The organism is Myxococcales bacterium (assembly GCA_016703425.1).
Classification (GTDB): domain Bacteria; phylum Myxococcota_A; class Polyangia; order Polyangiales; family Polyangiaceae; genus JADJCA01.
The window spans coordinates 262,203-283,001 of the sequence record JADJCA010000029.1 but is presented as its reverse complement, the minus strand read 5'-3'; the positions used below and the strand labels follow the sequence as shown (position 1 = coordinate 283,001).

General features: G+C 68.4%; 20 protein-coding genes. 11 read left to right on the top strand and 9 right to left on the bottom strand.

Annotation, left to right across the window (positions count from 1 at the left end):
- Positions 1 to 144: 144 nt before the first annotated feature.
- Entirely contained in the window at positions 145 to 1,275 is a 1,131-nt protein-coding gene (locus IPG50_34640) for a lipase family protein (GenBank protein MBK6697290.1), read from the top strand.
- A gap of 86 nt (positions 1,276 to 1,361) precedes the next feature.
- Here IPG50_34640 and IPG50_34635 read toward each other — a convergent pair whose 3' ends face one another.
- A complete protein-coding gene (locus tag IPG50_34635) occupies positions 1,362 to 2,285 on the bottom strand; it encodes a class I fructose-bisphosphate aldolase (GenBank protein ID MBK6697289.1) in 924 nt (307 codons plus the stop codon).
- 335 nt (positions 2,286 to 2,620) lie between these two features.
- Between IPG50_34635 and IPG50_34630 the strand changes: the two genes are divergently transcribed.
- From IPG50_34630 to IPG50_34620, 3 genes are all read left to right on the top strand, one after another.
- Positions 2,621 to 3,157 carry a hypothetical protein gene (locus IPG50_34630; GenBank protein MBK6697288.1) on the top strand — a complete coding sequence of 179 codons (537 nt, stop codon included), beginning with the start codon at positions 2,621 to 2,623 and terminating at the stop codon, positions 3,155 to 3,157.
- A 70-nt stretch (positions 3,158 to 3,227) separates the two neighbouring features.
- Positions 3,228 to 4,247 carry a class 1 fructose-bisphosphatase gene (gene fbp / locus IPG50_34625; GenBank protein ID MBK6697287.1) on the top strand — a complete coding sequence of 340 codons (1,020 nt, stop codon included), beginning with the start codon at positions 3,228 to 3,230 and terminating at the stop codon, positions 4,245 to 4,247.
- A gap of 83 nt (positions 4,248 to 4,330) precedes the next feature.
- Positions 4,331 to 4,693 (top strand): hypothetical protein, encoded by a 363-nt coding sequence (locus IPG50_34620; GenBank protein ID MBK6697286.1) that lies wholly within the window; start codon positions 4,331 to 4,333, stop codon positions 4,691 to 4,693.
- Positions 4,694 to 4,718: 25 nt separating this feature from the next.
- On the opposite strand, the gene IPG50_34615 is transcribed toward IPG50_34620, so the two are convergent.
- Entirely contained in the window at positions 4,719 to 5,339 is a 621-nt protein-coding gene (locus IPG50_34615; protein MBK6697285.1) for a hypothetical protein, read from the bottom strand.
- Between the two features lie 241 nt (positions 5,340 to 5,580).
- Here IPG50_34615 and IPG50_34610 point away from each other — a divergent pair, with 241 nt between their 5' ends.
- Entirely contained in the window at positions 5,581 to 6,246 is a 666-nt protein-coding gene (locus IPG50_34610) for a DUF4339 domain-containing protein (GenBank protein ID MBK6697284.1), read from the top strand.
- A 53-nt stretch (positions 6,247 to 6,299) separates the two neighbouring features.
- On the opposite strand, the gene IPG50_34605 is transcribed toward IPG50_34610, so the two are convergent.
- Positions 6,300 to 6,986 (bottom strand): radical SAM protein, encoded by a 687-nt coding sequence (locus IPG50_34605; protein MBK6697283.1) that lies wholly within the window; start codon positions 6,984 to 6,986, stop codon positions 6,300 to 6,302.
- 1 nt (position 6,987) lies between these two features.
- Positions 6,988 to 7,266: a hypothetical protein gene (locus tag IPG50_34600; GenBank protein ID MBK6697282.1), complete on the bottom strand. Its 279-nt coding sequence runs from the start codon at positions 7,264 to 7,266 to the stop codon at positions 6,988 to 6,990.
- A gap of 404 nt (positions 7,267 to 7,670) precedes the next feature.
- On the opposite strand from IPG50_34600, the gene IPG50_34595 reads away from it, so the two are divergent.
- A complete protein-coding gene (locus IPG50_34595) occupies positions 7,671 to 8,282 on the top strand; it encodes a hypothetical protein (protein MBK6697281.1) in 612 nt (203 codons plus the stop codon).
- Between the two features lie 29 nt (positions 8,283 to 8,311).
- Complete coding sequence (gene grrM, locus IPG50_34590) at positions 8,312 to 9,484, top strand: GRRM system radical SAM/SPASM domain protein (GenBank protein ID MBK6697280.1); 1,173 nt, start codon at positions 8,312 to 8,314, stop codon at positions 9,482 to 9,484.
- A 154-nt stretch (positions 9,485 to 9,638) separates the two neighbouring features.
- Here the strand turns inward: grrM and IPG50_34585 are convergent, their stop codons facing one another.
- A complete protein-coding gene (locus tag IPG50_34585) occupies positions 9,639 to 10,553 on the bottom strand; it encodes a ribose-phosphate pyrophosphokinase (GenBank protein MBK6697279.1) in 915 nt (304 codons plus the stop codon).
- 26 nt (positions 10,554 to 10,579) lie between these two features.
- On the bottom strand, positions 10,580 to 11,992 hold the full coding sequence (locus IPG50_34580) for a hypothetical protein (GenBank protein MBK6697278.1): 1,413 nt from the start codon (positions 11,990 to 11,992) through the stop codon (positions 10,580 to 10,582).
- 291 nt (positions 11,993 to 12,283) lie between these two features.
- Here IPG50_34580 and IPG50_34575 point away from each other — a divergent pair, with 291 nt between their 5' ends.
- Positions 12,284 to 13,663, top strand: a complete 1,380-nt coding sequence (locus IPG50_34575; GenBank protein MBK6697277.1) for a carboxypeptidase regulatory-like domain-containing protein — start codon at positions 12,284 to 12,286, stop codon at positions 13,661 to 13,663.
- Between the two features lie 33 nt (positions 13,664 to 13,696).
- Here the strand turns inward: IPG50_34575 and IPG50_34570 are convergent, their stop codons facing one another.
- Entirely contained in the window at positions 13,697 to 14,455 is a 759-nt protein-coding gene (locus tag IPG50_34570; GenBank protein ID MBK6697276.1) for a leucyl/phenylalanyl-tRNA--protein transferase, read from the bottom strand.
- 205 nt (positions 14,456 to 14,660) lie between these two features.
- Between IPG50_34570 and IPG50_34565 the strand changes: the two genes are divergently transcribed.
- Positions 14,661 to 15,728 carry a hypothetical protein gene (locus IPG50_34565; protein ID MBK6697275.1) on the top strand — a complete coding sequence of 356 codons (1,068 nt, stop codon included), beginning with the start codon at positions 14,661 to 14,663 and terminating at the stop codon, positions 15,726 to 15,728.
- 6 nt (positions 15,729 to 15,734) lie between these two features.
- Here the strand turns inward: IPG50_34565 and IPG50_34560 are convergent, their stop codons facing one another.
- Complete coding sequence (locus IPG50_34560) at positions 15,735 to 17,132, bottom strand: hypothetical protein (protein ID MBK6697274.1); 1,398 nt, start codon at positions 17,130 to 17,132, stop codon at positions 15,735 to 15,737.
- A 224-nt stretch (positions 17,133 to 17,356) separates the two neighbouring features.
- On the opposite strand from IPG50_34560, the gene IPG50_34555 reads away from it, so the two are divergent.
- Positions 17,357 to 18,850, top strand: coding sequence for an alpha/beta fold hydrolase (locus tag IPG50_34555; GenBank protein ID MBK6697273.1), 1,494 nt, complete (start codon positions 17,357 to 17,359; stop codon positions 18,848 to 18,850).
- 16 nt (positions 18,851 to 18,866) lie between these two features.
- On the top strand, positions 18,867 to 20,024 hold the full coding sequence (locus IPG50_34550) for a VWA domain-containing protein (GenBank protein ID MBK6697272.1): 1,158 nt from the start codon (positions 18,867 to 18,869) through the stop codon (positions 20,022 to 20,024).
- 121 nt (positions 20,025 to 20,145) lie between these two features.
- Here IPG50_34550 and IPG50_34545 read toward each other — a convergent pair whose 3' ends face one another.
- The gene (locus IPG50_34545) at positions 20,146 to 20,793 is read right to left on the bottom strand and encodes a hypothetical protein (protein MBK6697271.1); all 648 of its coding nucleotides are present in this window, start codon (positions 20,791 to 20,793) and stop codon (positions 20,146 to 20,148) included.
- Positions 20,794 to 20,799 lie beyond the last annotated feature (6 nt).

The following is a 20,799-nucleotide window of genomic DNA, read 5'->3' as shown; positions in this document are numbered from 1 at the left end:
GACTCGTATGGTTTGCATGAAACAGGGTGGATCGGGCCGCGCTCGGCGGCCGCCGCAGGAGACGGCCCCTGCACACGCGGGTGGCTGTATTCATTGAACAATTCAGGTTCTGGCGCTGGCACCGCGCGTGCTTCTGGCCACCTTGTGCGCTCCGTTTGCTTCCTCCTGGCGTTGGGGCCCGCCGCCGCGCTGAGCCTCGCTTGTGGAGTTCAAGACGCGCCGACCGACGAATCCGCGGCCCAGGCCGTCGAGGCGTCCACGCGCTTCGCGCTCGCGCCTGGGAGCGAACGCATCAAACAGCACACCGGTTGGCCCGGCGATCTCGCCGAGATTCAGAAGAAGTCGCTCGATCTCAAGAACGCCTATTGGATGGCTCGGCTGTCGCAGCTCGCGTACCGAGGCGAGGCCGAGCTCAAGAGCGAGCTCGAAGCCATCGGCCTCGCGACCGACGCCGAGCACTTCCGATTCTTTGAGAACACGTGCACCGATACGCAGGCGTTCTACGTCTCGACGGCGGCGCTCTCGGCGCCCCTCGCGACCGTGGACAACCCGTACCGCAACGCCTCGCCCGACGTCGCGGTGCTCGCCTTCCGCGGCACCGAGCGCGGCAACGCCACTGACATCAAGACGGATCTCCTCGCGTGGAACCGCCCGAACGTCTTGCCGGCGGGCAACGTGCACGCAGGGTTTCACGGCGCGCTCATGTCCGTCTGGGAGAAGCCCAGCGACGCGCGGTGCTCGAAGAGCGAGCCCATCGGGCCCTTCTTGCGACAACACCACGTGTTCGATTCGCGAAACGCCAGGCCCACGCGCAAGGGCGCTGAGCTCTACGTGACGGGCCACAGCCTCGGCGGCGCCTTGGCCACGCTCGCGCTCACGAAGACGGCCGTCGAGCAATGCGAGAACGAAGGCGGTAAATCACGCGAGGAGCCTTGCTTCCGGCTCTTCACGCCGGTGAGCGCGCTCATCACCTTCGGAGCGCCGCGCACCGGCGACCGCTCCCACGGGACCCTCCTCGCCGACTGGATGCAGGACCGCACCCCGATCTATCGCTTCGTCCACGGTCGCGACGGCGTGACCAACATTCCGAGCGCCGGCTGGTACCACCCGGGCTTCGACGGCGACGACGAAAAAACGTTCAAAGTGCACGTAGGCGACAACCCGCTTCGCATGGCCGTCGCCGACCACGGCGCGGGGGGCGACGGCTCGCTCGTGGGCGACCACATGCTGCCGGGATACCTAGGGGTGCTTCAGAAGCTGGTCACGGGAAAGTAGCGCTCCACGGCTGGCGCGAAGCCAGACGAGCCCCGAGGTGGAGCGGGCGGGCACGTGCACGTACGTGCACGTTTACGGGGAGAGCGTCAGGCCGACTTGAAGACGTCCATCACGCCGTGGAGCAGCTTGATGGCGTCGGCGCGCGGACGCTGGAAGGCGTTGCGGCCCATGATCGAACCGAAGGCGCCGCCGGCGGCGAGCTCCTTCACTTCGGCCATGACCTCGGCGTCGCCCTTCGCTTCGCCGCCGGAGAAGATCACGATGCGCTTTCCGTTGAATGCGCTCTGCACGCAATGACGAACGCGGTCGGTGAGCGTCTTGGTGGGGATCGAGAACTTCTCGAAGACCTTCTTCGCTTCCGCCTGCTCGAGGTGATCCTTGGGCGGCTTGATCTTGATGACGTGCGCGCCGAGCTGCGCGGAGATCTGCGCCGCGTAGGCGACCACGTCGATGGCCTGCTCGCCCTCCTTGCTGATCGTCGAGCCGCGCGGGTAGGCCCAGAGGACCGTCGGCAGACCGTAGGACTTGCCTTCGAGGATGAGGTCCCGAAGGTCCTGGACCATGGTGTTGCGGAAGCCCGAGCCGGGGTAGATCGTGTAGCCGATGGCGGTGCAGCCGAGGCGCACGGCGTCTTTCACCGAGGCAGTCAGGGCGCTGCACGGCTGGTCCATCTTGGCCAGCGAGTCGGAGTTGTTGAGCTTCAAGATCATCGGGATCTGCCCGGCGAACTTGTCGGCACCGGCTTCGAGGAAGCCGAGGGGAGCGGCGTAGGCGTTGCAGCCGGCGTCGATGGCGAGCTTGAAGTGGTAGTCGGGATCGTAGCCTTCGGGGTTCGGCGCGAAGGAGCGCGCGGGGCCGTGCTCGAAGCCTTGGTCGACCGGGAGAATGACAAACTTGCCGGTGCCTGCGAGGCGTCCCGTCGACATCATCCGGTAGAGGTTCGCCTTCACCCCGGGGTTGTCGGATCCGTACCAGGAGAGGATTTCCTTCACGCGATCGGTGGCCGGCATCGGTAGCTCCTTGGAAGCAAGGCCCGCGACGACGCTTCTTCGTACGGGCGGCCGCGAGGCTACTCGGGACGAGGCGTATTTTCCAGGGGCGAGGTGGTTTTTGCGACCTCGACCTCGACCTCGACCTCGACCTCGACCGCGACCGCGACCTCGACCGCGACCGCGACCGCGACCTCGACCGCGACCCCGACCGCGACCGCGACCCCGACCCCGACCGCGACCCCGACCCCGACCGCGACCCCGACCTCGACCTCGACCTCGACCCCGCCGACACCTTAAGACCTGCGCAGGCGCGCCGTACTTCAGAAGGACGCCACCTCTGGCGGGGAGTGCCTATGGGAAGACGCAACAGTGCCGGTCGCCTTTCGGTGGAGCAGTTCGCAGCGACGACGCGCGACCCACGTGCAGAGCCGAAGTCGGTGCCGCCGCCCGCCGACGAGGCGCCGCACAGGCCTTCGTCGGAGCGCGTCAGCGTTTCGGCGGAAATGGCGCTGGCCGCCGAATGCCGCGAGCTCCGCGAACGCATCGCAAACCTCGAGGCGACCATGGCCAAGAGCGCGGCGAAGGGGGCCGCGAAGGCCGATGCGGCCCAGCGCGTGGCCGGCGAGCTGCGAGGCGTTCTCACGGCGCTCGAGACGATCGAGCTGGAGCTCGCGGAGACGAGGGCCGACGCGCGGAGCTGCCTTGACCGACTCCTCGAGTGTTTTGACGCCGCGCCGACGACGGATCGCGAGCGCCCGCTCGTGCTGGTGCGCTCGGAACCCCCGAAGGCTCCCGCAACCCAGGCGGCCAGCACGTGGGAAGACGAGCGGCCCACGGCGGTGCCCGAGCGCTTCGACGCAGCGGCGCTCACGCGCGCCGCCAAGGGGTAGGAGCCCGCCCGCGCTGGGCGCCTTGATGCGCCGGCGAAAATGTTCGATGACCGGGGTCGGGAGCTCCTCCATGACCGATTCCGTTCGTTTGCCAGTCCCGTCGACCTACGGCACCACGCTGCGTGAGCACGTGCTCGCGCAAATGCAGGCGGCACCGGGAGCCACGGGCCAATACACGTCGCTGCTCAACCACGTCTCCTTGGCGGTGCGGCTCATCACGTCGCGCGTGCGCTCGGCGGGCCTCGCCAACATGCTCGGGTACACGGGCGAGACGAACATCCAGGGCGAAGAGGTTCAGAAGCTCGACGCTTACGCCAACGACGTCCTCGTCAACGTGTTCGAGCGGAGCGGGCATTGCTGCGCCGTTGGCAGCGAGGAGATGGACGAGGCGCTCTTCATGGAGAAGAGCGGCAAATACGTCGTCCTCTTCGACCCCCTCGACGGCTCGAGCAACATCGACGCGAACGTCTCCATCGGCACGATCTTCTCGATCTTTCGGCGGCGCGCCGGCGAGCTCGTCCCGTCGGTCGACGACCTCCTCCAACCGGGCAAGAACATCGTCGCCGCCGGCTACGCGGTCTACGGCCCGTCCACCGTGCTGGTCCTCGCGAGCGGCGGCAGCGTCGACGCCTTCACGCTCGACCCCTCCATCGGCGAGTTCTTCCTCTCGTCGCCCAACATTCGCTGCCCCGCGATGGGCGCGAACTACAGCGTGAACGAAGGCAACTTCTCGCGATGGGCTCCCGGCGTGCAGAAGTGGAACCACTGGATCAAGAGCGAGAACAAAGAAGAGCGGCGCCCTTACGGGCACCGCTACGTCGGCTCGCTCGTGGCCGACGCGCATCGCACGCTGCTGAAGGGCGGCATCTTCGCGTACCCGGCCGACACGAAGAGCAAGAAGGGCAAGCTGCGCCTCCTCTACGAGGCGGCCCCGCTCGCGTACATCCTGGAGCACGCCGGCGGCGCGGCCATCGACGGCGAGCGGCGCATCCTCGACATCATGCCGAGCGAGCTCCACCAGCGCACGCCGCTGGTGCTGGGCTCCAAGGATGACGTCGAGGCCTTTGCCCGCTTCGCCCGCGAAGGGTGAGCGTGTAGGCAAGGTTCGTCGCCAGCGGGGCGCTGTAAGAAAGCTGTAACAAATGGCCCGGGGCCCCTGGGTATTCTGAGGCGATGACGCTTCGCGAACTGGGCCTTGGCGCAGTGGTCTTGTTCTCCGGCTGGACGCTCGCGGCGTGCTCCTCCGACGGCACGACGGGCGGTAGCGCTGACGGTGGCGCCGGAAGCGGACCGGGAGATGGCGGCGGAGGCGGTCAGCAAGACGGTGGGACGAGCGACGCCGGCGCGTCCGATGGGGGCAAGAAACCCTTCGGCGAAGCCTGCGCATCACCCGCCGATTGCGAGAGCGGCCAGTGTTTCATCGGCGGCTCGCAAGCGTTTTGCTCGCTCAAGTGCACCATGGCCACGCAAGCAACCGACTGTCCGACGCCGCCCACCACGGGCCAGTGCAACAACCAAGGGTACTGTCGGAAGTAGCCGCGCGAGTCGCGTGCGCGAGCCGTCAGCGCGCCTGCACGAGGACGCGTTCGCCATCGGCGAAGAGCACGCGCGCCTTGCCCGGATCGGCGCCTGCCTGCACGAGCCCCGCGCCAAACTTCACGTGCTCGATCCACTCGCCCGGCTCGAATTTCTCGGTCGGCGTGTACTTGCGCCGCGCGGAAGGCGCCGTGGCCAACGCCTCGGAGAACGAGGGGAGCCTCGAGGGAGGCGGCTCGTCGTCACTCTCTTCGACGTAGGCGGCGAAGAGCTCGGGCGGCAGACGCTTTTCGACGACGGAACGCCCCGTGAACTTGAATCGCTTGGGCGCGTCGCCGTCGAGCCATAGATCGACGATGGAGGCGGGCTCCACGTACGGCGACAACGCGTCGAAGAGCGCCTTCTCGTCGGCCGTGTAGTCGGTCGCCACGTAGGCCATGCTGCGAACGGCGCCGTCGACGCCACGCACGACGCGCCAGCCAAAGGCGAGGAGGCAATCGTCTAGGGAGCGGGCCTTCTCCAAGTCCTCTCGACTCACGGAGAACGCCGCCGCGGGCCTCGCGTCGCGGAGCGCACGAAGCGCGGCCCGCTCGGCTTCACGGCGAATGACCAGCTTGGTGGCGCCTTGGCGAAGTTGCGAGGGCATGCGCCACTTTTCTTACGTAGGCCGCCGGGCCTTGCCAACCGGCTTTCGAGGGGCACCGGGCGGTTTTTCTGTCGCCGGTCCCTCGTGAGGGGCGCGCGGCAAGGGCGTTTCTCGGGCCGTATCCCAAAGGCGACGCGGGTTTGCGCTCGGAGACGCGCTCGCAACTGTTCCCAAGGCCGGGAGCGATTAGCGTCGCCCGACTCGAAGCGAATCGAGAGCGGATTTTTTGAGGATCAGCGCCATGCAGCACTCGGAAGATGACATGTGGTTCGTTCAGGTCGGCGACGGCGCCGTTCGCGCCTTCACCCTCGACGAGCTCGACGCGGCCTTCAGCGAAGGACGCATCGACGAAGCCACGCTCGTGCGGCGCGACGGCTCGCTCGAGTGGAAGGCCCTCGGCGTCGTCCTCGCGGGCGAACACGATCACGATCCGGCCGCGACGCACACGCACACGGAGCCCCAAGCAGGACCGCCGAGCGCGCAGCCGGTCACCGTGAGCGCGCCGCCACCCGCTGTCGAGCTCGACATCGACGAGCCGAACTTCGGCGCTCCGAAGCGCCGCGTCTTGGTCATCGGCGCCGTCGCGGTGCTGACGCTGGGCGCGCTCGGCGTGACCGCGTTCCGCGTCGCGGGCAGCGACGCGGCGACGCCCGCGAACCTGGGCGCGTCGCTCCCGCAGGCGGTGGTTCACGCGCCGACAGGCGAGCCAGGCGCCGCCGCCGACGCGGGGCCCAAGCTCTCCGAGGAGCAGCGACGCCTCTTGATGGAAGCCGACAAGAAGCGCGAAGCCGAAGCGGCGCAGCGCCGCGGCTCGCGTGAGCGCAACGCGCCGAGTCGCCCCATCAAGATCGGCGATCCGATCCAGAAGGGCGGCTCCAAGTACGATCCGTTGAACGGCGCGCTCTAGCGCGACGCGACACCGACGGACACGCGACGAGAAGACGCGCCCAGCAAGGTCGGCTAGACGCCCTGCGCGGTGGGCTCCCAGATGAACTTGTGGAGCTGGAGCTGCACGCGCACGGGGAGCGCGTCGGCGACGACCCAGCTCACAAGCTCGCGCGGCGAGAGCGCGCCGAAGACCGTGCTCGCGAGGAGGTTTGGTGTTCGCTCTACGAGCGCGCGCTCGCGAATGGCGGCGCGCATCCACTCGTAGTCAGTGCGATCGCGCAAGACGAACTTGAGCTCGTCGCGCGGCGTGATGTGCGCGAGGTTCGACCAGCGGTTGCGGTGACTCTCACCGGAGCCGGGGGCCTTGAGGTCCATGATCTTGTGAACCCGCGCGTCGACGCCGGCGACGTCGGCTTCGCCGCTCGTCTCGATGAGGACGGTGCGGCCCGCGTCGCACAGCTCGGTGAGGAGAGGACGCGTCCCCGGCTGGAGGAGGGGCTCGCCACCGGTGAGCTCAACGAGCGGCGTTCCCGTTTCGAGCGCGCGGCGGAGCACCTCGGCTCGTGGCAATCGCGTGCCGCCGTAGAACGCCTGCGGCGTGTCGCACCACGAACAACGCAGGTTGCATCCTGTCGTGCGAACGAAGGTGCAGCGCAGGCCCGCGAACGTCGATTCGCCTTGGATGCTCGCGTAAATTTCGTGGATGACGAGGGTGTCTTCCTTAGGCACCGGCAGCGACCTCTTGGGGAGGGTCTCTATCTCAGCGCGGCGCCGCCGTCGACGAGGCGTTGACGGGAGGCGCGGTGGAGGGAGGAGCGCTGGAGGGAGAGGGCTCGAGGTCGGGGGCTGGGAGCTCGCCGGACGCGGAGGACGGTGCGGAAGAAGGTGCGGAAGGAGAAGGCGCGGGATCGAAGGGAACGATCATCGCGGGACGCGGCTGGTAGGCGCGGCGGAGGGCCCAGACGCACGCGACGATGCTGAAGCCTGCGAGGAGGGCGACCCGCAGGAGGGGCCAGGGAAAGCCGCGGCGGGGGGGCATGAGAGAGGAGAGTAAAGCAGAGGAAAGGCGTGCGGGGGGGACGCGACGCTGAGCCGCTGCGAGCGGTCCGTCTGTTGCAGCTCGACGCGTCACGCTCTCGTCGAGAGCGCGTCTCGAAGGCTCGGTCTCGACCTCGATGCTCTTTGCCGGCGTCATCCAGGCGGGGCACCTCAAGGGTGGCGGCCTCTCTCATGGCGCTTCTCGCGCGGCCCACGACGTTCCCGCGCCAACGCCCCTTGGCCCGTCTTGCTTGTTGGCTGCCGCGGTCAGGTCTCGTTGTGCGATGGCCACCGAAAAAAACTTCAGCCGACGCAACGGGGGCAGCCGGCTCCGGCCAACACCCAGGACAGGCGGCGGTCCCAGGCCTCCGCCCTACCGCTTCCCTTCACTCAGAGGCTACCCCCATGAAACTCACCAAGCTCCGGGTGCCACTTTCCCTCCGCGGCCGCGTGCGAACGCTCTTGACCCTCGGCGCAGCGGTGCCGCTCGCCGCCTGTTCGGGCGCCAACGCCCAGACAGGCGAGGAGGAAGAGGACGATTCGCAAGAATCGGCACTCGTCTCGAACGGCGATTGCGACGCGGAACTCAGAAAAGGACTGGCCAACCTGGCCGACATCCGCCAGCGGCTTTCGAACGAGCGCCTCCGCGTCATCTGGGCGTTTCAAAAGGAAGCCGATGCCGCCTTCACGAGTCTCCCTCCGAGCAGCGTGCCGGCGAAGGCCCAGCTTGGGTCGGGCGGCGGTCTTCAGTTCCTTCTTTGGACCCCAAGCCGCAAGCTCCGCGAGGAGAACCGACTCGACGCACGTTACATTGTCGTTCGCGAGAAGCACACTTCGCCGGACCGTCTCGACGTGCGGATCCATCGTGAGGACGGGACCTTGCTCGTCGAGGGCCTGGATGAGGCAGAGGACGGCTTGGAGTGGGTGTGTCCACGGGAGCGTCGCGCAAATGGAGGCGGCGGCGGCGGAAGCTCCTACTGCGGCGGTTCAGGGTGGCAAAACTGGTGCAACGGTTGACCGTGGCCCCCTTCCGACGGAGCTCGCTCATGCACGCGCCGGCCGACATTCCCAGCGAACCAGAGGCAACGGATTGGCGCGCTCGTCTCGAGCTTCTGGTGCTCCAGCCGACGCCCTTCTGCAACCTCGACTGCGCGTATTGCTACTTGCCCAATCGCAAGGACACGAGCCGCATGTCGATGGCCACCCTCGACTCCGTCATCTCGACGGTGGCGACCGAGGGCTGGGCAAGCGCGCAACTCTCGGTGATCTGGCATGCGGGCGAACCGCTGGTGGTCGGCCCCGCCTGGTACGAGGAGGCGTTCGAGATCGTCGCAAAACGCATACCGCAATCGGTCGCGGTACGTCACCACTTCCAAACGAACGCCGTGCTGCTGAACGCGAGCTGGTGTGAGTTCATCAAGCGCCACAACGTCCGCGTGGGTGTCAGCGTCGACGGCCCGGCCTTCCTTCACGACGCGCGCCGCCGCACGCGCGACGGGAAGGGAACGCACGCCAAGGTGATGCGCGGGGTCGAGCGCCTCCGCGAAGCCAGCGTCGACTTCAACGTCATCTGCGTTCTGACGCGCCAGTCGCTGGCGCACCCCGACGACATCTTCGACTTCTTCAGCGGGCTCGGGGCGAGAGAGATCGGCTTCAACGTGGAGGAGGTGGAGGCCGACAACGCGGCCTCGTCGCTGATGGACGCTGGTGTCGAGGGAGAATTTAGGGCCTTCTTTAGGCGCATCGTCGAGCGGCAGCAGGCCGCGACCCAGCCTTTGCGTATCCGAGAGTTCGAGAAGGTCTTTGCGGCGCTTCGCAGCCCGCGGTTCGGGCATCTCCGCGCCAACATGCAAAACCGGGCCGGGCACGTCTTGACGGTCGGCTGGGATGGATCGTTCAGCACATGGTCACCGGAGTTGCTCGGAGGGGTCCATCCGGACCTCGGAAGCCTGGCGCTTGGAACCTCGCTTGAAGGCGGGCTGGATGCGCGGGCGCGGGCACGGCTCGCCGTGTTCCAGGACGAGATCGGGCGCGGCATCGCCAAGTGCGAACGCACGTGCGAGTACTTCTCCTTCTGCTTAGGCGGCGTGCCGGCCAACAAGCTCGGAGAGCACGGCCGTTTCGACGGCACCGAGACGATGTTCTGTCGTCTGACCGAGAAGGTCATGACGGATGTCTTGCTCGACGCACTCGACGCGAGTCTCCCGAAGGCCGGATGACACCTGGCAGCGCGCCACCGACGCGACGGCCGCTTGAAGACGGATCCGCTGAGCGGCTGCAGCACGGGCGTCGTCTGCGAGAGCGTCCGATAGGCCGAGCCTCCCGAGCCGTTCTGTGCGCCGTTGACCAGGAGGGATCGCCAGTCGGGCCGCCTCAGCCGGCGAGGTGCTCCACCAGCCTCGCTGCCACGCTGACGACGTCCTCGCGGGGTAGCTTTTGGCTCCCAGGGTGCGAGTCGGTTCCCATGATCGACGCGAGGACGCCGGACGCCTTGATGCGCTCGTAGGCGTCGCCCGGCAAGACGATGTGGGAAGCGACGGCATGGACGCGACTCGCGCCGGCCGCGAGGTACGCGGTCGCGGCCTGCATGAGCGAGCCGCCGGTGCGGATCATGTCGTCGTAGACGACGACCTCTTTGCCTCGCACGTCGGCGTTGATGCCTGTGACGGCGAGGGCTCCTGAGCTCTCGTCGCGCCGCTTGTACACGAAGGCGGGCTCGACGTTCAGATCCCGCGCCAAGCTCTGCACCCACTTCGCGCGGCCCGCGTCGCATGCGCCGAGCACGAACGGCGTGTCGCCCATGCGCTCCCGCACCTTGCGCGTGATGAGGGGCGCACCGTAGACGTGCCGCGTGAGCACCCGATCGTCGAGGTAAAACTCGATGCCGTCGGTGTGCAGATCGAAGAGGAAGACGCGCGTGCCTCCCTCGGGGGCGGGCACGGCCGACAAGAGCCGCGCGCGCGTCTTGGCCACGACGACTTCACCAGGGCGCACGGCCCGCTCCATCGTCGAGTAGCCGTAATAGGGCATCACGATGGCGAGCGAGCGCGCCCCGCCCCGGGCGATGCCGCAAGCGAGGTCGAAGACCTCGAGCCAATCGAGATCGGTGGGGGTTCCGCCAAGGAGGACGACGTCGCGGCCCCAAAGGTCCGAAGCGATGCGGAGGTAGCGCTCGCCATCGGCGAAGAGCTTGCGTTCGACAACGCCGCGTTCGAACTCGCCGGCCGCGAGAAACGAGGGCTCCAAGTAGGCGTACGAGGGCGTTGCGAAGAGGAGGCGTTGGACCATTGGGCACAGTATCGCCGCTCCGCCCCTCAGAACGCGACGGGCTTGGGCGTGGGATCGTGGCCGCCGCCGTCGGGGCCGCGGCCGAGCGCGCTGAACTCGTTTTTGCCCCAACACATCACGCTGCCGCCCTCGACGAGCGCGCAGGCGAAGCCGTTCCACCCGCTGGAGAGCTGCAGCACGTTCGCGAGGCCTTGGATCGGCCGCGGCGCGACGAAGTCGGCGCCCGCGTCGAACGAGCCCATGGCGCCCGCTTCGTTCCGGCCCCAACACCACACGGTACGGTCCTTCTTGAGGGCGCAACCGAAGTAGTTGCCATCGGAGACGTGGGCGACATCGCTGATGCCGGGCACCAGGGTGGCACTCAAGATCGAGCCCGAGTCCGTGCTCGCGTCGGCGGGGAGGCCGACTTGGCCGTAGTTGTTCCAACCCCAGCCCTGCACGCGACCGTCCGCGAGGACCACGTGATCGTGATAGCCGAGGGACTTCGCGACCGCGGCGATGGGTCCGGCGACGCCGACGACCGGCGCTGGAGAGGGGTTCGGCGCGGCGTTTTCGGTGCCGCGGCCGAGCATGCCGTTGAAGTTCACGCCAACGCACGCGAGGCCGCCGTCGGTCCCGAGGCCGCACGAAAACCGGCTGCCCAGGCCGACCTGCGCCGCGTTTGAAAGCGAAGACGTCGTCGGCGTCGAAACGTCTGTCGGCGGCGAGATGCCGCCATCACCTTGCACGGTGCCGACTCCGAGCTGCCCCCACAAGTTCGAGCCGAAGCACTGCACGGCGCCCGTCGAGAGGCGCGCGCACGTGTGGTAGCCGCCGCCGATGAGCTCCACGACCGGCGCTGCGAAGCCTGTGACCGCTGCCGGCGTCGCGTGCGGCGCCTCGTCGCCGCCATCGGCGGGCTGGCCCGCCTGCCCGAACCGGTTGTAGCCCCAGCAGGACACCGCGCCGCCGGTGTGGAGCGCGCAGACGTGGTACCAGCCCGACGCGATCTGTTCGACGGGCGCGAGGCCCGCGATGGTGCGCGGCGTCGGCACGTTGCTCTTGTCGAAGCCGCCGTCGGCGAGCGTCGCAGCGCCCACGGTGCCGTAGGCGTTGTAGCCCCAGCAGCGCACGGTCTTGTCGGAGAGGAGCGCGCAGGCGTGGTACGAGCCCGACGCGATCTGGATCGCGCACGGCGACGCGGTGCAGACGGGTGGCGCTGCCGCGTCGGATGCGTCGGTCGTGGCGCCGTCGATACCTGTGGAGCTGTCGCTGCCTGTCGCGCTGTCGAACGAGGTCGCGCCGTCCGCGTTGGACGTGGAGCCGTCGTTCGCGGGCGAGGTGGTTCCGGCTTCCGCGGCGACCGCGCCTGCATCGTCGGAGCTGTTCGAGCAAGCCGCAGCAGCGACCGCGGCGGACGCGAACAAAGAGGAGAGGAGCAACAAGCGATGAACGCGCATGCAGCGCAGGGTACCGCGAACCAAAGCCCCGGGGAGTCGATGCCTAGGCGTAAGCTCGCAGCCGTTCAGGCGACGCCCGGGTGACTTCAGGCAGCCGACCTCCTGACCTCGACCTCGACACTCGTGAATACTTGCGGCGCACGCTGGGGCCACGAAGGACGGACGGCAGAGGCGGCGCCGCCCCCCCCGGCCGGGCCCCGGCCAGTTGACCGACGAGGTGACCGCATCGGAGGCCCGTGTAGCCGTGGACCTCGACCGCGAAGCCCCCTCGGCGTTGCTACCATGCACGCCGTGAAGGGTCGCCGAGGCGTCGCGCTTGTTCTGCTCGCGCTCGTCGTTGCCGCGGTCGTCGCCCTATGGCTCCGTTCGCCGACGCGTACGACCGCGAAGCATGCGCTCGACGCGGGACGTGCGACGAGCGCGAGCGCAGCCCCGGAGAACGCGCCGGCCGCCCAGCGCGAGGCCGCGCTCGCGCGCGCTCTCTGGCTCTTGCCGGGAGAGTCGACGGCTTCGCGCGATGAGGACACGGCGACGTTTCAAGGCCAGGTGATTTCACGCGCCGACGGGAGCCCGGTCGCGGGCGCAGAGCTCGTGTTCGAAGGGGCGGGCGGCGCGACCACCGTGCGCAGCCGAGACGACGGCGCGTTCCAGCTCTCCATCGACCGCGACGGGACGCTCACGCTCGCGATGGCGCAGGCCGATGGATTCTTCCCTGCGTACGCGGGGCTGACCTTGTCGGCACGTCGCGGAAAGAGCGTGCGCGGGCTCATTCTCGAGCTCGTGCCCGATCCGAAGCGCGAGTGGGACGCCGCTGCCCCGCCACCCGCGGAGCGCGCCGCGCTCGCCGGCTCGGCCTCGCTCGAAGGCAAAGTCACGCGAACCGGTACGTCCGATCCCGTCCCCACGTTTTCCATCGTGCTCTTTCGCCGCACGGCGGCCATGAGCGCCGAACATCTCTCGACCGGGACGTTCGCCGATGCCACCGGCGCCTTCGCGATTCGCAACATCGCCGCCGGTGACTACGAAGTTCGCGTCGCAGCCTCGGGTTACCTCGTGTCGCCGCCCCGTAGCGTGTCCCTTCGGGACGGCGCGATCACGCGCGCGGACTTCACGCTCGGCGCCAGCTGCCAAGTCTCCGGCACTCTCAGGACCGAGAGCGACGGGCGGCCCATCGCGGGCGCGCGCGTCTCGCTCGAGTCGGGCGGAGACATCGGCGTGGGCATGCACAACGGCACCCTCTCCGACGCGCGCGGTCGCTTCTCCGTCGCGACCATCGAGGCCGGTCCGAGCAGCGTCACCATCAACGCGCCGAACCACCACGGCCGCATCCTCACGCGCACGTGTGGTGATGCCGGCGACGTGATGCTCCCGCGCGTAGCGGATGGCGAGAAACCGCGGCTCGAGCTCACGGGGATCGGCACCGTGCTACGCGCCGAGGGCGACACGCTCGTGATCGCCACGCTCATCCCCGGTGGAGGCGCGGAGGCGGCGGGCCTTGCGCCAGGGGATCGCGTGCTCACGGTCGACGGTGAGCCCGTCGAGTCACTGGGATATCGCGGCACGATCGAGCGCATCCGCGGTCCAGAAGGCTCGACCGTGAGTCTCTTGGTGAGCCGCGGCAAGGAGCCGGCACGCACCCTCGAGGTCGAGCGGAAGCGTGTTCGGTACTGAGAAGCGCGCGCGCGACTTCCCTAGTTCTTGGGACTAAGGAGCGCCTTCTACCAAGAAGGACGGTGGCTTCACCAAGCCACGCGCGAGTCGCGAGCGATAGTCGAGGCGGCTTATCGGTTCGGCCCCGAATTGCGCGAACGTTGCCTTGTGAAACTGGCAATCGATGAGGGAGAACTTGCGCGTCGCGAGATGTTTACCGAGGAACGCGAAGGCCAATTTGCTCGCATGATCCTCTGCGCTGAACATGCTCTCCAGCGTGAACACGCTGCCGATGGCGAGCCCGAAGGCGCCGCCGACAAGGTGCCCACCCTTGCGTGCCTCGACCGTGTGCATAGCGCCGAGCTCGTGGAGCGCGAGAAAGGTCGACTGCATGGTCGGAGTGAGCCACGAGTGCTCGCGGTTGGCGCACCCGCGAACGACCGCGGCCGGATCACGATCGAAGGCGAATTCGAAGAGGCCCTTGTTGATGTAGGTGCGGACGCGCGACGGAATGCGGAGCTTCTCGAGCATGAGCACGGACCGCGGATCGGGACTCTCCCAGTAGTGGCGCCCGTCCTGGACCGTGGGGAACAGGCCGGCGGTGTACCCCAGGAGGATTTCCTCAGGGGTGAACGGGAACTGGACGGCTACGGCGCGAAGGGCGCCCACCGGTCCACCCGTGACCCGGGCGAAGGCGCTTCCCATGAGGCGGCGATACGTCGGCGTGGCGTCGTCGACGGCATCGAGCACCCGCGCGTAGCTCTTCTTGGCGATACGTAGCGCCGAAGCGCGCAGGCCAGGCTCATCGTGCACCGCAGTCTCCCCCCGCGTTTTCACGTCTCGAAAGGTCGCAGACTTCCTGTTCGGCCCGCAAGACGGCAACGACTACGCTTCAGCTGCGCCGGCGACGATCACCGCGCGATGCGTCGCACGCGCGAGTCTCTGCGACGACCTCGACCTCGCGAGCAAGCCCGGCCGAGCCGCCGCAGAAGACGCCGGAGCGTGTAGCATCGCCTTTGTGTCGCTTTCGAAGGCGCTCGGCGCTCTGGCGGTTGCGGGCGTCGGCATGGTCGCGCTCGTGGTGGGCATCGCTTTCGCCCTCTTGCACCACTACGACGCGGTGACGTTGACGCCCGTCGTCGCCGACGCGATCACGGACATCGAGGCGCGCGAATACCCGCGGCCCGTGCACCGAGGCCCCGCCACGCCCGGGCGCTTCGGCGATGCCGTCGAGCGCGAGCGCGCGGCCTTCGCGAGCGTCGAGGTTTCCATGCGCACGACGCCCGCTTGTTTCGATGAGCGCGCGCCGGCTCCAGCAAGCTGCGGCCGCGTTCTTCGTGAAACGTTGGCGGCAACGGAGGCGCTGCTTGCGGCCACGCGGAGCGAAACCGGGGGCGTCGGCGTCGCGCGTGGCGTCTTGGCGCCATGGCTCTCTCCCGAGAGGAGCAAGCCGGGCACTCCGAACGCCGATCCGAACCGCTCGTCGACGCACGGCGGATCGCAGATGCGCGCGGTCTGCCGGCGCGCGATGCTCGAGGCGCACGCGGCCGCGTTGGCCGGCGAAAACGACCGTGCGATGAACCTGTGCCTCGACACGCTCGCGTGGGGCCGCGACTCGGCGCTCGGTCATTCGCGAGAGGGAGGCCGCGACGCCGGCTGGTGCATCGAGTCGCACGCCGCGCCCGTGTGTCGCAAGCTCATCGGGGCAGCATCGAGCGACCTTCGGAAGCGCGCCCGGGAGACGCTTGAGCGGCTTCGCAAGACCTTTCCACGAAGCGTCGTCGTGGCGCGAGACGATGAGACCAGCATCTGGCTGCGAGACTGCGGCGGCTTTCTCGACGAACCAAGTCGCGCGCGCTTGCCGCCCTTTGCATCGCGCATCACCGGCGAGGTTCGGGGGCGGCCGACCATCGAGATCTCGCCAACCCTGCAGCGAGCGTCTGCGATCCGGCGGTGCCAGCGCAGCCAAGAGGACATCGCTACAAGGTGGCAGCGGCCCGTCGAGCTCGTTGGCATCGACGACAAGGACGATTGGGGCAAGCGCGTCGAGTCCACGCTCGACGCGCTGATACGCGCGGCAAACTGAGCGAGCTCACGGGCAGAGCACGTTGATCCCGCTCAGCGCGCCCACGAAGATGGGGCAGTTGCCGCCGGCGCGCGCCTGAATCGTCCACGCGGCCGTGTAACGATCAGCGGCGCCCGTTCGCGTGATCCATCGCAACGCGTTGGCGACCGGGTCGAGCCCCATCACGAACTGTCCGGCGGCGCCGCTGGCGGAGAGGAGCACCGTCTGCTGCGTCGCGCTGAAGGTGCCGACGACGTGCCCGTTCAAGACGAGATCCCTGAACTCCGGCGCCGAGCCCGCGAGGGCGCGGACATCGAAGACGCCCTTGTCGGCGCCCGCGAAATCGAAGGCGCGGAGGAGGTGCTCTCGCCGCAGGTGAAGGTAGAACGCACCGTTGACGGCGTCGATGACGGGCGACACGTCCATCGGAGCCGCGAGCGGGATGGACCGAAGCACCTCGTAGCTGTCGCCGCGATCTTCCACGATCGCCAGGTGGTCGTCGCGCGTCGTCGCGCCCGCTGGCGCCGGCCTGTGGACCAACACGATGGGGTGCGCGCGACCGGTGACGGCTGCAGGGACAACCACGGCGCTCGCGCCCGCGGCGCCTTGAAACGAGAACGTCCACACCTTGCGTGGCGTGTTGCTGCTCATGTCGACGGCGATGAGGTAGCCGGGCGGAAGCCCTCGACCAGTTCCCTGAGCGACGAGATAGCCCCGATCGCCGTGCGCGCTCGCCGGCGAGCTCAAGGTGACCTGCGCACCCGATGGAGACGTGAGCTGGAGCGAGCCTGGCGAGCCGAGCGTATCGACGTCGAAGCTCGTCAACGTCCCCTTCTGTTGGCTCACGAAGGCGCGCGAGCCGTTGAGCCCGACGACGCCGAAAGACTTCGAGGACCGGCTCCCGCTGAGCGGCATCGTCCCGACGACCTTTCCGCTGCCGTCGTAGCGGGCCACGACGCGATCGTCGGACGCGAGCAGGTGCCCGTTGGCCAAGATGAACGGCACCTGACCCGTCGCCGCGTTGCTACTGATGGCGTACGAGCCGGTCTGGCCGCTGGCCCAGCGCTCGGTCTTGCCGAGCGGGTCGAAGACCTTGAGCGTCCCCGAGCCCGACGCGTCGTTGGAGAAGAGGCAAGCGAGGATGGCGCCATCGCCGCTGCACCCTTGCCCCGACATCGAACCGGCCGTCGCGTTCTGCCAGTGCAGCGCGTGGGCCTTGCTCTCGAGTGGGAGCGACATGGCACCGCTCGCCTCTGGCGCGCAGTGAAACGCCGGGCACGCCCCCGCCCCGCTGAGTGACGACGAAGCGTGGAGCCCAACGGGGGCCGCGCCGGCCGGCGTGGGCGCGTCGGGCAACTCGTGGGTCGCGTCCGAGCAACCAAGGGCGACGGTGAGCGACACGGCGAGAATGGAGGAAGCCCGCATCCCTCGTCCCAAGCACCGAACGTGCCCGCGTGCGAGGCGTCAATCGCTGCGCGATCGGCAGGAGATCACCCTTCGCGGGGGGAGCGCGCGCCGTCCTCCCGGTGGACGCGCGGTGGTCCTCCTCAAGAAGGGGACGAGGCGAGCGACCTCGACCAAGACGGCTTTATCCGATGGCAAACGATCCATCGCTTGCAGAAAACACCTCACGGAGTAACGCGGTGGGGATGTTTTTCGACGTTATGGGTCTATTCCGGGCGCGCCAACGGGCCTTTCCTGCTCGCAGCGCCCTCGCGCTCACGCTCCTCGTAGCCTGCGGTGCCACGGAGCAAGAGCCGGCGTCGACGCGCCCCGCACCCTCCACGGAGCCGCCTCTGCGAACCGACGCGCCACCGGGTTCGACGACACCTCCAGCAACTTCGTCTGACGCGGGAGCCTCCGACGCAGGCCTCGGTGGCCCGGCGCGCTGCGGTGCCAAGCCGTACGCGTGGCTCGCCTCGCCGACCCTCGGCCAGGTGCTCGAGAAGGAGGACAAGGCGCCTCACACTCAGCTCGATCTCCTCTACGCCTTCGTCGAGATTCGGAACAAGAAGGCGTTCAAGACGGAGCGGCTCCCAAAGTACAGCACCGTCTCGAGCATCGTCCGCTATCAGACGCAGGACCGCGGCCAACTCGTCGACGCCACAGCGCTCGTCACGTCGCCGGACTCGAGCAAGTCGTTCCCGATCCTCCTCTTCTTGCACGGCACGACGGGCTTCACCGATCAATGCGCGCCGTCGCGCAACGTCGCCGACGACGATCTCGGGGGCTTCACCTCGGAGGTGGGCATCCTGGCTGCCATCTACGCATCGCTAGGTTACGTCGTCGTCATGCCGGACTACATCGGCATGAAGAGCATGGGCGCACCGTCACCCTCGGTGCATCCGTACCTCATCGGTGAGCCGACGGCCGTGGCGTCGCTCGACGCCGTGAGGGCCGCGAAGGCGCTGCTCCCGAAGGCGGGTGCCAGCGACGTCGTGCTCATCGGCGGCTCGCAAGGCGGACACGGCGCGGCCTTCGTCGGCCGCTACGCGCCGCACTACGCCCCCGAGCTCTCGATCAAGGGCGCCGTATGGGACGTCCCGCCGACCGATCTCGCAGGGCAGGCGCAGCTCGCCCTCGCGCCTTCGTGGATCAAGGCGAGCGGCAACATGGTGGCGTTCCTTGTCGCCGCCGAGGCGTGGTACGGCGCATCGCCCAACGGCCTCGCCGACGCGCTCTTGCCGCCGTTCTTGTCGGCCATTCCGACGGCGATGATGACCACGTGCTCGGGCCTGAAGGGGCTCCCGACGCCGACGCTCGACACGGTGTTTTCAACCACGGTGCGTTCGCTCGTGGGGCCAACGGGGTTTGGCGGCCCGGAGCCGTGGACCTGTTACGCGCGCGAGAACAGTCTCCCGACGACCTCGGTCCCGCGGCTCGATGACATCCCCGCGATGATGCTCATGGGCGAGAACGACAACCTCGTGAACACCGCCGTCGAGCGCGGCACGTTTCAGACGTTGTGCGCGCAAGGCATGCGGCTCCAATACCGCGAGTGCGCGGGCGCAGGCCACACCGAGCCCCTCGTCTACGCCTTCGACGAGACGCTCGACTTCTTGAACGACCGACTCGACGGCAAGCCCATGCCGGCCACGACGTGTCAGCTCTCAGCGCCGATCAAGTGCTCGAGCACGCCTTGACGCTAGAATGCACTCCATGCGCTCGGCTTCGATCCTCGGTGCTGTGACGACGAGCCTCGCTTGGGCTCTGGCCTGTAGCTCACCCATCGGCAAGGGCGCCGACGACGGCGTTGGCACCCCTGGCGTCCCCAGCGGCGGGGTCACCGCGGGAGCGCCGAGCGCAAGCGGCGGCCCGGCACGTTGCACGACGGCGAAGACTCGCGTGCGCCCCGGCTATCTTCAAGTGGTCGTCGACGGATCGGTCAGCATGACCAACGAGCACAAGTGGGAGGCGAGCATCCCGGCGCTCAATGCCCTGGTGGATGGCGTAGCCCAACGCGCCGACAACGCCGTGGGTCTTGGCTTGATGGTGTTCGCCGACACCAAAGATCCGACCGCCGGCGCCGACTTCACCTACGGCCCGTACCCGAGCGCCGCGGACGTTCCCGTCGCTGTCGTCGACAGCGCGCAGGCCGCGGCGCTTCGCGGACGCCTCCAGACGACCCCAAAAGGGATCACTCCGACGCTCGCCGCACTCAAGGGCGCTTACACGAGCTTGCGGGCCTTCGTGCCGGCAGCGCCGCTCGAGGCGGGTGGCAAGAAGTTCGTGCTCTTCCTAACTGACGGCTATCCGTTCGCGTCCCTCGACGGCGGACCTCCCGAGACCGACGTGCAGGTGGCGCAGTCGCTGAAGCTCGCCGAGGACCAAGCCAAACACGCCGATCCCATCTTGACGTTCGTCGTGGGCGTGGGCCCTTTCCCTGGCAACGGCATCGACTACGACGCGACCTTCGTCGGCCGCCTGGCGAGCGCCGGCGGGACAGCACGCGTCGCCGGCTGCAACCCCGTCGAGGAAGACAACGAGGCGAACGTCTGTCATTTTCAGGTCACGCCCGGTGCGCGCAGCGCGCAGGACATCCAGAAGGACATCCTCGCCGCCGTCGATGCGATCCGCGTCCAGGCGTCGGTCTGCGAGTTCGTCATCGAGGCGCCCCCCACGGGCTACTCGCTCGATCCCGACGCCGTCACAGTTCAGCACCGCACGCCGACGGGCGTCGCGATCATCCTCCCCGGCGCCAACGGGTGGTCGTTCGACGATCCCCAAAAGCCGCAGCGGGTCGTCCTGAAGGGCGCGGCTTGCGAGCGCGTGCGGAGCGAGCGCGGAGAGCTCGAGGTTCTCCTCGGCTGCAAGTAGACGCGGCCCGTCGCCGCGTCGTGCCCCCTCTTGAGGCGCGGCTCACGGCGCGCCGCGGACGTAGCGCCCCAACCAGTACGCGCCTGCGTCGGGCTGCCGAGCGCCGATACCAAGCGTAGCGTCACGTGCCGGCGCAGCCGGACTCGGGTTTGCAGAGCATGCACCTCGAGCCAGCGTAGCTGCACTCGACGACGCCATCGGTGCCCGTGGTCTTGCAGGTGGAGGCATAGGGCGGCTTGCGCGGATCGCCTACGCTGACGGAACAAGTGCAAGAGCCGGCGCTGACCCACTGCCCTCCTTTGCATTGCTGGATAGAGTTGCCAGCGCACTTGTACGCATTGGCCGCAGAGCTACCGCACGCGCCGCCCGGAGAAGTGCCACCCTCCGGCACGATGGTGCCGCCGCCCGTGCACATCTTCTCGATTGTGTTGAGGTCGAGCGCTGGGCAGAAGCCGCTCGGATCGTCTGTAGAGCAGGCGGGCTTCCGACCGAGGCAGGCGTCGAGCTCGCCTTGGTGGGACGAGTAGTAGTCGGCAGCGGCGGCGCAGGAGCGAACCGTCTTCACGTCAGCATCGCCGTTGAACTCCGCGAGGCAAGCGGTCAAGTCCTGCGTCTTGCCGCACCCTTGCAGCCAGTTGCAGTAGGCCGAGCCGAGACGGTCGACGTACTGGTTGAGGGCGCCGCTACCGCCTCCGAGCCCGCCCGAGCTCCCCCCGGAGCAGGCGACGAAAGGCGCGACAGCCGCGACGACGACAGCAACAATGCGCATGGTATA

Excerpts from the sequence above, each read along its gene's own strand:
- IPG50_34585 (MBK6697279.1), bottom strand. The coding sequence starts at position 10,553 with ATGGTCCAACGCCTCCTCTTCGCAACGCCCTCGTACGCCTACTTGGAG.
- IPG50_34545 (MBK6697271.1), bottom strand. The coding sequence starts at position 20,793 with ATGCGCATTGTTGCTGTCGTCGTCGCGGCTGTCGCGCCTTTCGTCGCC.
- IPG50_34620 (MBK6697286.1), top strand. The coding sequence starts at position 4,331 with ATGACGCTTCGCGAACTGGGCCTTGGCGCAGTGGTCTTGTTCTCCGGC.
- IPG50_34550 (MBK6697272.1), top strand. The coding sequence starts at position 18,867 with ATGCGCTCGGCTTCGATCCTCGGTGCTGTGACGACGAGCCTCGCTTGG.
- IPG50_34635 (MBK6697289.1), bottom strand. The coding sequence starts at position 2,285 with ATGCCGGCCACCGATCGCGTGAAGGAAATCCTCTCCTGGTACGGATCC.
- fbp (MBK6697287.1), top strand. The coding sequence starts at position 3,228 with ATGACCGATTCCGTTCGTTTGCCAGTCCCGTCGACCTACGGCACCACG.
- IPG50_34600 (MBK6697282.1), bottom strand. The coding sequence starts at position 7,266 with ATGCCCCCCCGCCGCGGCTTTCCCTGGCCCCTCCTGCGGGTCGCCCTC.
- IPG50_34580 (MBK6697278.1), bottom strand. The coding sequence starts at position 11,992 with ATGCGCGTTCATCGCTTGTTGCTCCTCTCCTCTTTGTTCGCGTCCGCC.
- IPG50_34555 (MBK6697273.1), top strand. The coding sequence starts at position 17,357 with ATGTTTTTCGACGTTATGGGTCTATTCCGGGCGCGCCAACGGGCCTTT.
- IPG50_34560 (MBK6697274.1), bottom strand. The coding sequence starts at position 17,132 with ATGCGGGCTTCCTCCATTCTCGCCGTGTCGCTCACCGTCGCCCTTGGT.
- IPG50_34610 (MBK6697284.1), top strand. The coding sequence starts at position 5,581 with ATGCAGCACTCGGAAGATGACATGTGGTTCGTTCAGGTCGGCGACGGC.
- IPG50_34595 (MBK6697281.1), top strand. The coding sequence starts at position 7,671 with ATGAAACTCACCAAGCTCCGGGTGCCACTTTCCCTCCGCGGCCGCGTG.
- IPG50_34615 (MBK6697285.1), bottom strand. The coding sequence starts at position 5,339 with ATGCCCTCGCAACTTCGCCAAGGCGCCACCAAGCTGGTCATTCGCCGT.
- IPG50_34630 (MBK6697288.1), top strand. The coding sequence starts at position 2,621 with ATGGGAAGACGCAACAGTGCCGGTCGCCTTTCGGTGGAGCAGTTCGCA.
- grrM (MBK6697280.1), top strand. The coding sequence starts at position 8,312 with ATGCACGCGCCGGCCGACATTCCCAGCGAACCAGAGGCAACGGATTGG.